Source organism: Acinetobacter sp. 148 (genome assembly GCF_031196675.1).
Lineage (GTDB): Bacteria > Pseudomonadota > Gammaproteobacteria > Pseudomonadales > Moraxellaceae > Acinetobacter > Acinetobacter baumannii.
On sequence record NZ_JAVIMT010000081.1, the window covers coordinates 173,443 to 189,697 of the forward strand.

Consider the following 16,255-nt stretch of genomic DNA (forward strand, 5'->3'; position numbering starts at 1 on the left):
TCTAAAAGATAGATGAAATATTATTTTTCTATGGAATAAAAATTGGTCTCAAAGGATATAGAGCAATGTTCATAGAAATTGGTGAATTTTTAAATCTTCGTCTAAAACAAATGGGTATCCAACATCTTTTTGGTGTACCTGGTGATTTTAACCTCTCATATCTAGAACAAGTTGAAGCAGACCCACAACTCGAATTTATTGGAAATTGTAATGAATTAAATGCTGCCTATGCAGCAGACGGTTATGCACGAATTAACGGTTTTTCTGCCTTGGCAACCACTTATGGTGTAGGTGACTTAAGTGCTATTAATGGTATTGCCGGTGCCTATGCAGAAAATGTACCTCTTATTCACATCTCAGGTATTCCACCTTTACATGCAGTTCAAAAGGGCACTCTCATACACCATACGTTAGTTGATGGTAACTACGACAATATTATGAACTGTATGAAAGAGTTCACAGTTGCCCAAACTCGTTTAACTCCTGCAAATGCAGCTTCTGAAATTGACCGCGTATTGCGTCAGTGTTTCCTTGAACGCCGTCCTGTACACATCCAACTACCTGGTGATATTACTCACGTTAAAATTGAAGTGTCTGAACGTCCACTCGACTTAAGCTATCCAGCTGTTGAACCTGAATTATTGCAAAGTGTGGTAAGCAAACTTTGTGACATTATTGAGAATGCTCAAAGTCCAGCGCTTTTAATTGATAATGAAGCCTCAGTTTTTGGTGTAACTTCACTTTTAAATGATTTGTCTCAGAAATGCTCAATTCCATTTGCAGGTATGAATACTGCAAAAAATATTATGGATGAAGGCTCACCTCGTTACATCGGAACTTATGTGGGTGGGGCAAGCCAACCGCATGTGAAAAATATCATTGAACAATCTGACTGTTTAATTGGTGTTGGCGCGCGCTTTACCGATGTAGGCTCAGCTGTATTTACGCATCAAATTGAGACTAAGAACTACATCGAAATTAAATCTTATGGCTTGAATATTTTTGGTCAGGATTTTCCGGGTATTGAAATTGGACAATTACTTGTCGAGCTAAATAAAAAAGTTGCGCCACGTAAATCGTCAATACCTCTTCTTGAAAAACAACCTCAGAAAGTAATTGAAGCGCCAGCCCAACAGAAGCTTAGTCAAGATGTGCTTTGGAACTACATTTCAGGGTTCTTAAAAGAAGATGATGTGATTATTGGTGAAGTAGGAACATCAAACTCTGCTTTGTCAGGTATCAAACTTCCTGCTACAGCTAAATATATTGCGCAGCCGCTTTGGGGTTCTATTGGTTATACCTTGCCAGCTTTGCTTGGTAGTTTGTTAGCTGCCCCTGAGCGTCGTCAAATTTTGTTTATTGGTGACGGTTCGTTCCAGCTTACGGTACAAGAACTCTCTACGATTATCCGCCATGGTTTAAAACCAATTATTTTCTTGTTGAACAATGGCGGCTACACCATTGAACGTTTAATTATGGGTGAAAACGCTGCCTATAACGACGTGCAAAACTGGAAATACACTGAAATTCCAGCGGTATTTAACGGTAAAAAAGGCCATACAACTTATGTGGTTGAGACTGCTGGACAGCTGAAGAGCGTTTTAGATAATGTTCAGCAAAATGATCAGTTAACTTTCATTGAATTGAAACTACCAGCAATGGATGCACCAGTGAGTTTGAAAAAATTTGCTTCTGTGATTGCACGTTTTGACTACGGTGATCGCGGCTACGAAATTTTAAAGGAGCGTTCCCAACCCGTTAAATGTAAGGATGCAATCTCTTTTTAAATAGAAGATAGGACACGTCTTCTCAAAAATTAAATGGACTCATACTAAAGCAACTTATGTCCGAAGGTCGGTTTCTGGCCTTCGGATATGGTGCTGAATAAAGGTGTACAGGAAGTGACACCAACATTGGAGATAATGTTATGGATGCAAACAATAAGCACGAGTTAAAACAAGGCTTATCCAATCGGCATATTCAACTCATCGCACTCGGAGGGGCGATCGGAACAGGGTTATTCTTAGGTCTATCACAAACAATTAAACTGGCAGGTCCTTCAATTTTATTGGGATATGCAATTGCAGGAATTATTGCCTTTTTGATTATGCGTCATTTAGGTGAAATGGTTGTTGAAGAACCGGTAAGTGGTTCTTTTAGTTATTTTGCGAACAAATACTGGGGCAAAATGGCTGGTTTTATGTCTGGCTGGAACTACTGGGTTTTGTATGTACTGGTGAGTATGGCCGAACTGAGTGCGATTGGTACTTTTATTCAGTTTTGGTGGCCAGAAATTCCGACATGGCTGACCGCTCTATTTTTCTTTATTTTAATTAACGGCATTAACTTGGTAAATGTCCGCTTTTTTGGGGAATCGGAGTTCTTATTTTCCTGCATTAAAATTGTTGCGATTTTAAGTATGATTGGCTTCGGTGCTTATCTTTTACTTTCAGGCTCAGCAGGTCCGCAAGCGGGCGTTGTAAATTTATGGCAACACGGTGGTTTCTTTCCGCATGGTATTCATGGCTTTATTATGGCTTTGGCTGTTATTATGTTTGCATTCGGTGGTCTAGAACTTATCGGTATTGCTGCGGCTGAAACGAAAAAACCTGAAACAACAATTCCAAAGGCAGTAAACCAGATTGTTTATCGCATCCTGATTTTTTATATCGGTGCAATTGGTATTCTTTTATGTCTTTATCCATGGAATATGGTGGCAGAAGGCGGTAGCCCGTTTGTCTTAATTTTCCAGTCCCTCAATAGTAATGGCGTTGCAAATGTTCTGAACTTTGTGGTCTTGATTGCTGCTATTTCGGTTTATAACAGTTGTATTTACTGTAATAGTCGTATGTTGCATGGTTTAGCAGAGCAGGGCAATGCGCCAGCAATTTTGAAAAAAGTGAACAGCCGCGGTATTCCGGTCCCTGCAGCAATTGTGTCTGCTTCAATTACAGCAGTCTGTGTAGTGGTCAACTATTTAATTCCAGGTCAAGCTTTTCAGCTCTTTATGATGTTGGTTGTGGCTGCGCTTGTTATTAACTGGCTTATGATCTCAGTCACGCATTTGAAATTTACCAAAGCAATGAAATTGCAAAAGCGTCAAACTAAATTCCAAAGCATTATGAGCCCATGGAGTAATTATTTAACTATTAGTTTTGTATGTTTCATTCTCATTATTATGGCGATGACACCAGATATGAGACTCGCTGTTATTTTGGGGCCTATCTGGCTTGCTGTTTTAGCGATTATGTATTTCTTTAAGTATCGTAAAAAAATGGTCGCAATGCCGGAAGTACAATCAAACTAATAAGCTAAATTTACAGTGATATTGCGGTTATCTGACATAAGGCAGGTAACCGTTTTTGTTTTGTCATAATATTTTCATGTTCGGGCGAAATAATTTTTTAAAAATAAAGGTGACACGTAAAAAATTGAGAATTGTGTCAATAAAATAATTTTGTAACATCAATTCATTAAATTACTTAAGTTTTTATAATTTAAGCATAATTACAATTTTATTATTTTAAACGTTTGTCATATTTCCCATTAAATCTAAATAGCAAAGTATTTATAAAATCATCTTAAATAATTGATATAAAATAGATTTAAAAATGTGACAATGAACATTATAAAAATCATGAAAGCGTCATAATACTGTAACTTATTTGTCATATTTTCTATTCACAATGCAGCTATCGAAGAGCGTACAAGCACTCAACAAAAAGTGACGTACAACCTATTGCATTAATGAGAGAGAACAGAATGCGCTTAAATCCACGTCAAATCGCAATTGCATTAGCAGTAACTGGGGCCGCTGTAACAACGACTGCAAATGCAGCTCGTGATACGATTCAAATTGCTGGTTCTTCAACTGTATTACCATTTGCCAGCGTTGTAGCTGAAGAGTTTGGTAATACATTCCCTCAATTTAAAACTCCTGTTGTAGGTTCTGGTGGTTCTTCTGCTGGTTTAAAACAGTTCTGTCAAGGTGTTGGTGACAACACAATCGACGTTGCAAACGCTTCTCGTAAAATTAAAAGCACTGAAATCGAAGCTTGTAACAAAGCTGGTGTAAAACAAATTCAAGAAATCAAAATTGGTTATGACGGTATTGTGTTTGCCTCTAGCTCAAACAAAGCAGCTTATAAATTAAAACCTTATCATGTGTTTGCTGCTTTAGCTGCACAGTTACCTTCAAAAGGTAAATTGGTTCCAAACCCTTATACAAACTGGAACCAAATTGACAAATCACTTCCTAATGAGCCTATTACGCTTGTTATTCCTGCGTCTAACCACGGTACACGTGAAGTTTTCCAAGAGAAAATGGTTGAAGCTGGTTGCGAAGCGTATGAATACTTCAAGAGCCTAGACAAAGACGCTCAAAAGAAAGCATGTTCTACTTTCCGTAAAGACGGTCGTGTAATTGAAATTGCTGGTGACTATACAGAAACTCTAGCTCGCTTAAAAACTTCTCCAAGTGCAGTAGGCGTATTTGGTTTAAGTTTCTATGACATGAACCGTGACAAGTTACGTGTAGCGACAGTAAACAACGTAGTTCCTTCTGAGAAAACTGTGTTAAATGGTACATACCCTGTATCTCGTCCACTATACTTCTATGTAAAAGGCGAGCACTTAAAATCAGTTAAAGGTTTACCACAATACGTAGAATACTTCCTAAGCAAAAAAGCGACTGGTAAAGGTTCTAAAGCTGAGCGTGATGGTTTAATCGCGATGTCTGATGCAGAACGCGCTAAAGTTTTAGCTGACTTTAAAGCAGGTAAAACTGTTAAATAAGTTGGTTTGAATAGGGGCTGGTGATCTCAAGCGATCATCAGCCTTTTTGTCTAACACGTTTTTCCCAAATTATGACAATTGAGAAAACAGTGGAGAATACATGAATCTGCTACTTATCGGTGTGTTGTTAGCCCTTGTGGCAATTGCATATCAACTTGGGCTGAGAAAGAGCCGCCACCTAGCAGGTAAGGGAAGCAACTCGGCGACATTACATTCTCGTCCTGGTTATTATGGCGCACTGGTTGGGCTTTGGTGCGGTATCCCTGCTTTTTTAATTTTGATCATTTGGAACTTGGTTGAGCCAAGTATTTTAAATCATATTATCTTTAACAACGTACCTGCTTCTGTGACAGCTTCTCTAGATGAAGCAGCAAGAAGTGTACTCGTTGATCGAGTTCAAGCGATCGCTTCTGGTTTTGGGGTAAGTGATCATCCCGCGGCTTATGAGTTGGCTGCTGCTCAGCAATATGCAAAATTTCAAACTATTGGCTCTTTTGCCAAATTTGCTGTTGTTGTCTGTGCCGCTTTGTTGGGCTTAGTGTGGGCAAAGAAAAAAATCAGCCAAGAATATCGCGCACGTAACCAAGTTGAGCGTGCAATTAATGTTGGTTTAATCTTATGTTCTGGCGTTGCCATTTTAACCACGATCGGCATTGTAATGTCGATGTTTGGTGAGGCAATGCACTTCTTCCATTTTGTAAGTCCAATCGACTTTTTCTTTGGTACAGAATGGAACCCTGGCTTTAGTACTTCAGGTAATGCAGAAGGTAGTTATGGTTTATTACCATTACTATGGGGCACGCTCATGGTCAGTGGTATTGCCTTATTAGTTGCTGTACCTGTTGGCTTAATGATTGCTATTTATTTAGCTGAGTATGCTTCGCCGTGGTTACGCTCATGGGCAAAACCTACCATTGAAGTTTTAGCGGGTATTCCAACAATTGTTTATGGTGTTTTTGCCATGATGATTATTGGGCCATTCTTTAAAGCTGCTGGTGCGTATGTCGGTATTGAAATTAATGCAACCAGTGCTTTGACTGCCGGTTTTGTAATGGGAATTATGATTATCCCATTCGTTTCATCTTTGTCTGATGACATTATTACTCAAGTTCCTCGCGCACTTCGTGATGGTTCGTTAGGACTGGGCGCAACCAAATCAGAAACGATTCGCCAAGTGGTTTTACCAGCAGCTTTACCGGGTATTACAGGGGCATTTTTATTGGCTGTTTCGCGTGCCGTAGGGGAAACCATGATTGTGGTTTTGGCAGCAGGGAACAGTCCACTTCTACATGCAAATCCGTTTGAAGCTGTTTCGACAGTTACCGTAACCATTGTAAAACAGTTAACGGGTGATACTGATTTTGCGAGCCCACAGGCCTTGGTGGCATTTGCACTGGGTTTAACACTCTTTGTGATCACTTTAGGATTAAACATTGTTGCACTGTACATTGTGCGTAAATACCGTGAGCAATACGAATGAGTACATCAAATACATCGTCTCCTATGGATCAGAACGTATTTGATCCACAAGCCGCTGCTCAAGCACGTGATCGCCGTAAAAAAGTGATTGAAAAATCACTGGCTAAACGTCACCGCAAAGAAAAAGCTTTCCGCTTTGCAGGTTTGTCAGCAGTTGTTATTGGCCTTGCATTCGTTGCGCTACTGTTTGGCAGTATTTTGGCAAAAGGTTTACCGGCATTCTGGCAAACCAGTATGAATGTACCGGTCTACTTCGATCCTAAAGTAATTGATGCAGGTCCAGTGCCGGTACGCACACAAGGTGAAACACCTGCACATTACCAAGAACGTTATGTCGATTGGCAAACGAAAATGGGTATGGTCGATTGGGATAGCCTGATCGTAAATGGCATGATTGCTAAAGATCCTTCACTTGCATCACAACGCGATTATTTAAGTAGCCTTTATGCAAGTTCTGAAGCTTATCGCTTACGTGATATGGTGTTTGCTGACCCATCACTCATTGGGAAAAAAGAGAACCTAACTTTCTTGGGTGATGCCAATGTAGATGTATGGCTGAAGGGTAATATTGACCGCTCATTACCAGACGACCAGCAACAACTTGATCCGGAAATCCGCAAGCTGGCAGATGACCTTAAAGCAAAAGGTGTACTTGAAAATACCTTTAATACCACTTTATTTAAGAATCCTGACTCTCGTAGTTCACCAGCAATTAGTGGTCTTGCAGGCGCATTCATGGGTTCATTATTCATGATGCTGATTGTGATCATTATCTCGATTCCAATCGGTGTTGCCAGCGCAATCTATCTTGAAGAATTTGCTCCAAAGAATGTCATTACAGACATTATTGAAGTCAACATTAATAACCTTGCTGCTGTACCTTCAATCGTGTTTGGTTTGTTGGGTGCTGCAATCTTTATTGGTTGGATGCATTTACCGTTGTCAGCTCCTTTTGTCGGTGGTTTGGTATTAAGTTTAATGACACTACCAACAGTCATTATTACAACACGTGCTTCTTTAAAAGCTGTGCCACCTTCAATTCGACAAGCTGCCCTAGGTTTAGGTGCATCTAAAGTACAAACCGTTTTCCATCATGTTTTACCGTTAGCATTGCCGGGCATCATGACGGGTGCAATTATTGGTGTTGCACACGCACTCGGTGAAACTGCACCTTTACTTTTAATCGGGATGAGTGCATTCGTTGCAAGTGTTCCAACCACCCCATTTGATCAAGCAACTGCTTTACCTGTCCAAGTTTATCTATGGCAAGGTAATGAGTTGCGTAACTTCTTCGAAGGCCGTACTGCTGCTGCGATTATCGTACTTCTTGCATTAATGATTGGTTTAAACAGCCTTGCAATTTGGTTACGTAAAAAGTTCGAAGTGCGTTGGTAATAGAGGATAAATCATGAATACTATTGATATTACGAATTCCTTAGAAAAGGATAAGTTAGTGAATACTGAACAATCTCAACTTACAGATACACAACTGCATCATGGCACTTCGTACGTTTCGCATTTTGAACCACATGCTTCAAAAAAGCCAAACTCAACCGAAATCAAGATCAGTGCACAAGATGCCCATGTTTATTATGGTGACTTTGAAGCGATTAAAGGCATCGATTTAGATATTTATCAAAATGAAGTAATTGCATTTATTGGGCCATCAGGCTGCGGTAAATCGACTTTCCTGCGTACTTTAAACCGTATGAACGACACGATTGATGGCTGTCGTGTGACAGGTAAGATCACTTTAGATAACAAAAATATCTATGATCCAAATCTGGATGTTGTATTACTGCGTGCACAGGTTGGTATGGTGTTCCAAAAGCCAAATCCATTTCCTAAATCTATTTTTGATAACGTGGCATATGGTCCGAAGCTACACGGTTTAGCACGTGACAAATATGACCTAGAAGAAATTGTTGAAAATAGCTTGCGTAAAGCAGGTCTATGGGAAGAAGTGAAGGATCGTTTAAACCAACCGGGTACTGGCTTATCTGGTGGTCAGCAACAACGTTTATGTATTGCACGTACAATTGCAGTAAGTCCAGAAGTGATCTTGATGGATGAACCTTGTTCTGCGCTTGACCCAATCGCAACGGCGAAAGTGGAAGAGCTGATTTCTGAGCTTTCTGATCAATACACAATCGTTATTGTAACGCACTCGATGCAACAAGCAGCTCGTGTTTCAGACCGTACAGCTTACTTCCATTTAGGTGATTTGATTGAAGTAAACTCTACAGAGAAAGTATTTACTCAGCCTGACCACCAATTAACAGAAGCGTACATTACTGGCCGTTTCGGTTAATTGATCGTTGTAAAAGAAAAAGAGCCTAGTGCTCTTTTTTTTATTTAATAAATGAAAATGACTCTATTTTGCAAAATCGCTATTGAATTTTAATCAAAAGAACCACATCTTAAGGCTATAAAGACAAACTTATGAGCATAGAATTTTATGTTATTCCATTTGCCTAAACTCCCTGCGGAAATACGTGTCAGTCATTTAAATGCACGTGTAAATGAACAGAGAAAAAAAATTGCACAAACCACAGCAAGCCGTTTAGAGCTTTTACAATTGGCTCAACAACTTGCAAAAGAAGCTAAAATTCGCCGTAAGAACAACCAGAAAATTTTTGTTTTAGATTTTAAAGGTGACATTCAGGCATCTGCGGTTGAAAATCTTCGTGAAGAAATCACCCTTATTTTAGCAACGGCTAAAGCTGGACGTGACCGTATTGTGGTACGTCTTGAAAGTCCGGGTGGTATGGTTCATGGATATGGATTGGCGGCAGCTCAATTGGTTCGTTTGCGTGATGCAGGTTTTCATTTAACGATTTGTGTCGATAAGGTTGCGGCAAGTGGCGGCTACATGATGGCTTGTATTGCAAATGAAATTATTTCTGCACCGTTTGCTGTCGTGGGTTCGATTGGTGTTGTGGCTCAGGTACCAAATTTCAATCGTCTTTTAAAAGAACATAACGTGGACTTCGAACTTTACACAGCAGGGCAATATAAACGTACTGTCACCATGTTTGGTGAGAATACCCCTGAAGGTAAGGCGAAGTTTGAAGAAGAGCTACAACAAACGCATGTGTTGTTTAAGCACTTTGTAGAGAAATATCGTCCACAGCTTAATGTGGACAAGGTTGCTACAGGTGAACATTGGTATGGTCAAGATGCACTTGATTTAAACCTTGTAGACAAACTACAAACTTCCGATGAGTATCTATTAGCATTGTTACCTCAGCATGATGTATATGTAATTAATACCCGTAAAAAAGCAACTTTGGGTGAAAAATTAGGTTTACAAGCAGCTCAAATGGCAGATAGCCTGATCCCGGCTGTAATGAATAAAGTGGCTGATACTTTAGCAAAAGCGAATTCAACTTTAGTTCAAATGCGCGATACTAAATTTTAATTAAGATATATTTTCAAATTAAAGAGTGCCTTTTAGGGGTGCTCTTTTTTATGCGAAAGACTAAAAGAATTTAGTTTGAATTGCCGGAATGCCCATTCATTTTTATAAAAAATAGATATTGAATAAAGATTCAAAAAAAATTGTTGATAAATATACTTATTGAATTGTGATAAATAAGTGATTTTGATATTTTAGGCAACAATAAAATAGCTTTTAGATGATCCATTTAAAAGATAAACATTTAAAAATATAACTGAAATTTAGGACAGGAAATAATGACAAGAATAATTGTAGCATCCAAAGAGGGTTTGGACGTTCTGCAAGATGGTCAGCTCAATAAGGTGGTTTTAAACCAACCTACTATTATTCAAATTGGTGTAAGTCAAAAAGATATCGCATCGATGGAAAAGCAGGGTGGAAGTCTAGTCATCCATTTAAAAAATGGAGAAATAATTGTCTTAGAAAATTTCTTTAATGAAGCAACGAATACAACAGAGCATTCACTCGTTTTTCCAACTGAACAAGGAAAATTTGTTGAAGCACAATTTGATGCCCAAGGTAAGGTTATAGATTATAGAGGCTTAAATCATGTTACGGATTTGGCCTATACCAGTACGAGTCCTTCAGCTGCAACAATGGCCGTTGATAATGATCCAAGCTTTTCAATGGGTAATGTACTAAAAGCAGGCTTAGCAGTTTTAGCCGCTGAAGGTTTATATCTTTGGGCATTTGATAAAGATGACAAAGATGATTCACCCAGCACTCCCGATTTAATAGCACCTGCTGCTCCTACAGCTACGCTTGTTGATGATACTGTGACAGTGACTGGCAAAACTGAAGCAAATGCGAAAATCTACATTAAAGATGCAGCAGGTAATACAGTGGCCTCAGGTGTTGCTGATGCGAGCGGAAATTACACGATTAAATTAGATAAGCCGTTAGTGAATGGGGATAAATTAAATGTTATTGCCCAAGATGCGGCTGGAAATAATTCTAAAGTTACTGTGGTAACAGGAACAAAAGATACAATTGCCCCAGATGTTCCACAAGCTCAATTGAGTGATGATGGTTCCTTAGTGACAGGTAAAGCAGAAGCAAATGCAAAAATCACTGTTTATGATGCCACTGGCAAAGTATTAGGAACTGTTTTTGCGAATAAAGATGGTATTTATTCTTTAAAACTTACTCCACCATTAACCAGTGAAGTGGGCGGTAAAGTGGTTGCCGAAGATGCTGCGGGTAACAAATCTGAGGAAGTTAAAACTATTGCGGGTAAAGATACCATACCACCAGCATCTCCTTTTGTTGAAGTAAATAAAGAAGGATCGGTAATCCATGGTAAAACTGAAGCAAATGCAAAAGTTCAAATAAAAGATGCCGATGGTAAAGTGATTGGAAGTGGGACCGCCGATGCTCAAGGTGAATTTCAAATTACACTTTCACCTGCTTTAAAAGAGGCGCAAAAGGGCACAGTGGTTGCGGAAGATGCTGCTGGTAATGTATCTAAACCAGTTGAAATTACGCCAGGCTTTGACTCGATTGCACCAGATAAACCGACTGTTCAAATTAATACAGATGGTACTTCTGTAACCGGTACGGCTGAGGCCAATGCCAAAATTGAAATTAAAGATACAACAGGGAAGATAATTGGTAGTGGAACAGCGGATGCGAATGGAAAATTTACAATTTCTATTTCACCAGCTTTAACGGATAATAAACATGCTTCGGTATCAGCTATAGATAATGCTGGAAATAAGTCTGAAGTTGTTGATATTGTAGGTACAAAAGATACAACACCACCAGCAAAACCTATATTAAATAGCGTAGATGATGATGTAGGCGCTGTTAAAGGAGCTATAACGGCTGGTTCTGAAACTGACGATGCTAGACCAAAACTTACAGGCTCAGGTGAAGCAAATGCAACTCTTACGATTTATGATAATGGTGTTGCAATTGGAGTTGTGACGGTAACAAGTGGTAGATCTTGGTCATTTACATTTGATAAAGACTTAGCTCTTGGTAAGCATACTATTACTTTGACTCAAACTGATGCGGCAGGCCTTACCAGTGAGGCAAGTTCTCCATTTACCTTTTATGTAGTTGCACCGAAAACTGCGAGCCTGTCTGAAACTTCAGTAGATACTTTAAGTACAGAAGGGCCATCTTTGGCAGATAGTGTCGGACTGCATACTTTAAAGGCAGCGCAAAGTACAACAACTGAGACGAATAACCCGCAGAAATCGGTTCCTTTAGATGATTTATTAAAAAGTTCTACGGCTAGTGAATCAGACCCAATCGCAAAGCTTCTCTCATCAACAGCGTTAAAAACGACTCAGGCATCTGAGCCAATCGAAGTAAATGCATCAGTTGGTCAGATAACATCAAATCCTGATCATCCTTTACCTGATACAACTTCTTCGGTTTTACAAAACCTTTTAGATCAAACTTATCCAGTTGTTTAGGGTATTTGAGACAACATGTAAAAAGCGCTCAATGAGCGCTTTTTTAATTTTAATTTATTGTTTGATTTTTTGGTGTTGTGAGAAGAGCGATTAGCCCATAGAGGATTGCGCCAATTGTAGCGAGTAACATGTCTTTATGTGCATCCCACATATCACCTTGTTGCCCATTATAATTTTCAGCTTGTTCAGGTGATAGCCCGATTGCAATTACCCATTCGATCAGTTCATAAAAGACACTAGACGCCATCACAAACTGGACTACAAGTAAGAATAAAGAAAAAGGACGTGCAGTGGGTAACCATACTTGGAATACACGATAAATAAGAGGATAGAGCAAAACACCATAGGCAAGATGAACTAAACGATCATACATATTGCGGGACCAGCCCATATATTGATCTAGGTTGAAATGGAACACCTGTTGTATCCAGTCATTGTATGGAACGTAGGAGTAGAGATAGTGAGCACCAATAATATGGATTAATAAAAACAGTAGATAAAAAGTAAAACTTAAGAAATCGAGTCCAATTTTTTTGAAAATAATAAAAAGCAGAATCACCATAAAAACAGTGCCAGCTTGATGAAGCAAATAAGCCTCAAACTCAAGTGGTTGAATACCTGAAATGATAATGGCAATAAAAAGCAGGCCAAGTGCAATATAGTGTTTAACTTTGAATTCTTTTTCGATCATTTTATAAATAAGTCTTTATTCTGATTTGTATGAGTGTAATAAAAAAGCGAAGCCTAAGCTTCGCTTTTTATAACTTTTTTAATTAGATTTTGCTAATTAATTCGTTAATTTGTTTAGCTTGTTCAGCAGCATTACCTGTGTAAGTTGCAGGTGTAAGCTCAGCTAAGCGAGCACGCTCTTCACTTGGTACTTGAGCAAGTTCGTTACCATTTACGAAGTCAACCATCATGTCACGCGTCATTGCTTGACCACGAGTTAATGCTTTTAACTTCTCATATGGTTTTTCAACGTTATAACGACGCATAACCGTTTGAATTGGCTCTGCAAGAACTTCTTGAGCTTGGTCAAGATCTTCATTTAAGCGGTTTGCATTGAGTTCAAGTTTACCAATACCTTTTAAGCAAGCATCAAAAGCAATTAAGCTTTGAGCAAAACCAACACCCATGTTACGAAGTACAGTTGAGTCAGTTAAGTCACGCTGCCAGCGAGAAATTGGTAATTTTTCGCCTAAGTGAGCCAACACTGCATTTGCAATGCCTAAGTTACCTTCAGAGTTTTCAAAGTCGATTGGGTTAACTTTATGTGGCATAGTTGATGAGCCAACTTCACCTTCTTTAAGTTTTTGCTTGAAGTAACCTAAAGAGATATAACCCCATACGTCACGGTTAAAGTCGATCAAAATTGTATTGAAACGACGTAATGCGTCAAATAATTCAGCCATGTAGTCGTGTGGCTCAATTTGAGTTGTATATGGGTTAAATGTTAAACCTAAAGATTCAACAAAAGCTTGTGAATGCGCTGGCCAATTCACATTTGGATAAGCAGAAAGGTGAGCATTGTAGTTACCTACAGCACCATTGATTTTGCCTAGTAATTCAACATTTTCAAATTGTTTGATTTGGCGAGCTAAACGATATGCAACGTTCGCCATTTCTTTACCCAAAGTTGTTGGGCTAGCAGTTTGACCATGTGTACGAGACAACATCGGTTGTTCAGCATGAGTTGTAGCTAAAGCAGAGATTGCATTTAAAATTTGCTTCATGCTTGATACTAAAACTTCACGACCGTTTTTAAGCATAAGTGCATGAGACAAGTTATTGATATCTTCTGATGTACAAGCAAAGTGAATGAACTCACCCGCATTTTGTAATTCAGCAATACCTGCAATTTTCTCTTTCAAGAAGTATTCAACTGCTTTTACGTCATGGTTAGTTGTGCGTTCAATTTCTTTAATGCGGTTCGCATCTTCTTCAGAGAAGTTGCTTACGATTGCATCTAGAGCTGCATTTGTTTCAGCTGAGAAAGGAGCAACTTCAACAATTTCCGGACGGTTAGAAAGCGCTTGTAACCAACGCACTTCCACAATGACACGAGCATGAATTAAACCAAACTCAGAAAGAAAAGGGCGTAGCGCATCACATTTGCTGGCATAACGTCCATCTAATGGTGATAGTGCGGTTAAAGCGTTCATAACGATTCCTTAATGCTGGAATAAACATAAAACAAAAATAATCTCGTTACAGCCTTAGATAACTTGGTACTGTAAACGAGCAAGTGCTTGAATATCCTGTAGCAATTTACGTTTGCTAAAAATCATGTTCCATGAACTACCGCCGAGTTGTCGCCATAAATGGGCCATTTGTAGCCCCGTAAACAGACAAGCACGAATACGGTTGGTATGGTTGGTATCTTTAAATGCCTCAGCATTACCACGAACAAGAATACGTGGATTAATCTGTCCGGCAGTATCAACATAGGTTTGCGCCAAATTGGCTAAAATACTTGGATGTAAATAGTTATTATCAAAAAAAGAAAGCTGTTTTAAAATCTTCTGCTGCGCTTTTTCAATAATCGCCACATATTCAGGATTGCTATAGACCTTTTTCTCTAACTGCAAAAGTGACATCGCATAAGACATTGGAAGTTTTGCACTACGCATTTTAGGCAAACGAGATTTAGGCGCATTGGTAAAAGGCTGAGTGATACAATTTTCAAGAGTTTTAAGACCCAACGAAATATCAGCCAATTGATTAAAAAAATCCAACGTCTGAACAGTATTATTATTTGTTGTAGGGCGAATATTTAAACTCGCCTTTATTAATAACTCAAAATAAAAGTTACCACTTTCACCAATACTTTGCTGACCTGTCATGGCGGTCATATGCGTAAGCTGGGTCGCTTGAAATACCCCAGCCAAGGCGAGGGCACGGTTTTGGCGAACATTCAAGGCTTGTGATTGTTGAAAGGGTAACTCCACCATGCCATTCATTCCCTTAAATAAAATTTGGTGTAGGGGCGTTTGTATGGTGAATAACACCCCCGCCTAGGCAAACTTCATCCGAATAAAATACAACACTTTGGCCTGGTGTAACTGCGCGTTGAGGTTCATCAAACTCAACACGAACACCATGCTCACTATTTTCATCAATAAACACTGTACAAGCTTGATCAGGCTGGCGATAGCGTGTTTTAGCAGTGCAACGTAATCCTTCAGCCGGAATATTTTGCTCGCCTGCTACCCAGTCAATGGCCTCACTCCAAAGCTGTGTACTTTGCATAAGTGGGTGATCATGTCCTTGGCCGACCACTAAACGGTTATTGGCAACATCTTTATGAAGTACAAACCATGCACCTTCTGATGCACCTTTCATACCGCCTAGACCAATACCGCCACGTTGACCGAGCGTATAGTACATCAGACCGTGATGTTCACCAACTTCTTTGCCGTTATCAAGTACAATTTTACCTGGTTGAGCGGGTAAATATTGTTTAAGGAAGTCATTAAAGCGACGTTCACCGATAAAACATATACCAGTTGAATCTTTTTTCTTCGCAGTTGCTAAGTCCAGTTCTTCAGCAATTCTACGAACTTCCGGTTTTTCAATTTCACCTACAGGGAAGAGCGTTTTGTTAATTTCACGGCCATGCACTGCATGTAAGAAATAAGTTTGGTCTTTATTGTTATCTAAACCACGTAATAAAGGTGCATATGCCTCACCTTTAGAGTTATAAGCAGTTTCAGCACGACGAGCATAATGACCTGTTGCAATAAAATCTGCACCTAAGGTCATGGCATGATCTAAAAATGCGCGAAACTTAATTTCTTTATTACATAAGATATCTGGGTTTGGAGTGCGACCGGCTGCATATTCAGCCAAGAAGTGTTCGAATACGCGGTCCCAATATTCCATAGCAAAGTTTGCAGTATGAAGTTTAATACCGATTTTATCTGCGACTGCTTGAGCATCGGCTAAATCTTCCATTGCCGTACAGTATTCCGTGCCGTCATCTTCCTCCCAGTTTTTCATGAAAAGACCTTCAACTTGATAACCCTGTTGAAGTAAGAGCGCCGCAGAAACAGAGGAATCTACGCCACCAGACATACCGACGATGACACGTTGTTGCATA

General features: G+C 39.3%; 12 protein-coding genes. 8 read left to right on the forward strand and 4 right to left on the reverse strand.

The window, feature by feature from the left end; all coding sequences use genetic code 11:
• Positions 1–65 precede the first annotated feature (65 nt).
• The 8 genes from RFX69_RS14725 to blp2 all read left to right on the forward strand — a co-directional run bounded on the left by RFX69_RS14725 (position 66) and on the right by blp2 (position 12,156).
• Positions 66–1,787, forward strand: a complete 1,722-nt coding sequence (locus tag RFX69_RS14725) for an alpha-keto acid decarboxylase family protein (protein WP_000469459.1) — start codon at positions 66–68, stop codon at positions 1,785–1,787.
• A gap of 140 nt (positions 1,788–1,927) precedes the next feature.
• Positions 1,928–3,307: an amino acid permease gene (locus RFX69_RS14730; RefSeq protein WP_289332529.1), complete on the forward strand. Its 1,380-nt coding sequence runs from the start codon at positions 1,928–1,930 to the stop codon at positions 3,305–3,307.
• 455 nt (positions 3,308–3,762) lie between these two features.
• Positions 3,763–4,794 carry a substrate-binding domain-containing protein gene (locus tag RFX69_RS14735; RefSeq protein WP_001238906.1) on the forward strand — a complete coding sequence of 344 codons (1,032 nt, stop codon included), beginning with the start codon at positions 3,763–3,765 and terminating at the stop codon, positions 4,792–4,794.
• Positions 4,795–4,894: 100 nt separating this feature from the next.
• Positions 4,895–6,274 (forward strand): phosphate ABC transporter permease subunit PstC, encoded by a 1,380-nt coding sequence (pstC, locus tag RFX69_RS14740; RefSeq protein ID WP_001050723.1) that lies wholly within the window; start codon positions 4,895–4,897, stop codon positions 6,272–6,274.
• Positions 6,271–7,668 carry a phosphate ABC transporter permease PstA gene (gene pstA / locus RFX69_RS14745; RefSeq protein WP_000107954.1) on the forward strand — a complete coding sequence of 466 codons (1,398 nt, stop codon included), beginning with the start codon at positions 6,271–6,273 and terminating at the stop codon, positions 7,666–7,668. The genes pstC and pstA overlap by 4 nt, the downstream gene beginning before the upstream one ends.
• 13 nt (positions 7,669–7,681) lie before the next feature.
• Positions 7,682–8,584, forward strand: a complete 903-nt coding sequence (gene pstB / locus RFX69_RS14750; RefSeq protein ID WP_001091973.1) for a phosphate ABC transporter ATP-binding protein PstB — start codon at positions 7,682–7,684, stop codon at positions 8,582–8,584.
• Positions 8,585–8,731: 147 nt separating this feature from the next.
• Positions 8,732–9,694, forward strand: coding sequence for a protease SohB (sohB, locus tag RFX69_RS14755; RefSeq protein ID WP_249497639.1), 963 nt, complete (start codon positions 8,732–8,734; stop codon positions 9,692–9,694).
• A 275-nt stretch (positions 9,695–9,969) separates the two neighbouring features.
• Positions 9,970–12,156, forward strand: coding sequence for an Ig-like repeat protein Blp2 (gene blp2 / locus RFX69_RS14760; RefSeq protein WP_289332528.1), 2,187 nt, complete (start codon positions 9,970–9,972; stop codon positions 12,154–12,156).
• A 49-nt stretch (positions 12,157–12,205) separates the two neighbouring features.
• Here the strand turns inward: blp2 and RFX69_RS14765 are convergent, their stop codons facing one another.
• From RFX69_RS14765 to mnmA, 4 genes are all read right to left on the reverse strand, one after another.
• Positions 12,206–12,847: a DUF2238 domain-containing protein gene (locus tag RFX69_RS14765; RefSeq protein ID WP_000570324.1), complete on the reverse strand. Its 642-nt coding sequence runs from the start codon at positions 12,845–12,847 to the stop codon at positions 12,206–12,208.
• An 82-nt stretch (positions 12,848–12,929) separates the two neighbouring features.
• Positions 12,930–14,318, reverse strand: a complete 1,389-nt coding sequence (gene purB / locus RFX69_RS14770; RefSeq protein WP_289332527.1) for an adenylosuccinate lyase — start codon at positions 14,316–14,318, stop codon at positions 12,930–12,932.
• 54 nt (positions 14,319–14,372) lie between these two features.
• Positions 14,373–15,107 (reverse strand): high frequency lysogenization protein HflD, encoded by a 735-nt coding sequence (hflD, locus tag RFX69_RS14775; protein WP_000229973.1) that lies wholly within the window; start codon positions 15,105–15,107, stop codon positions 14,373–14,375.
• Between the two features lie 13 nt (positions 15,108–15,120).
• Positions 15,121–16,254: a tRNA 2-thiouridine(34) synthase MnmA gene (mnmA, locus tag RFX69_RS14780; RefSeq protein ID WP_001187604.1), complete on the reverse strand. Its 1,134-nt coding sequence runs from the start codon at positions 16,252–16,254 to the stop codon at positions 15,121–15,123.
• Between the last annotated feature and the right edge of the window lies 1 nt (position 16,255).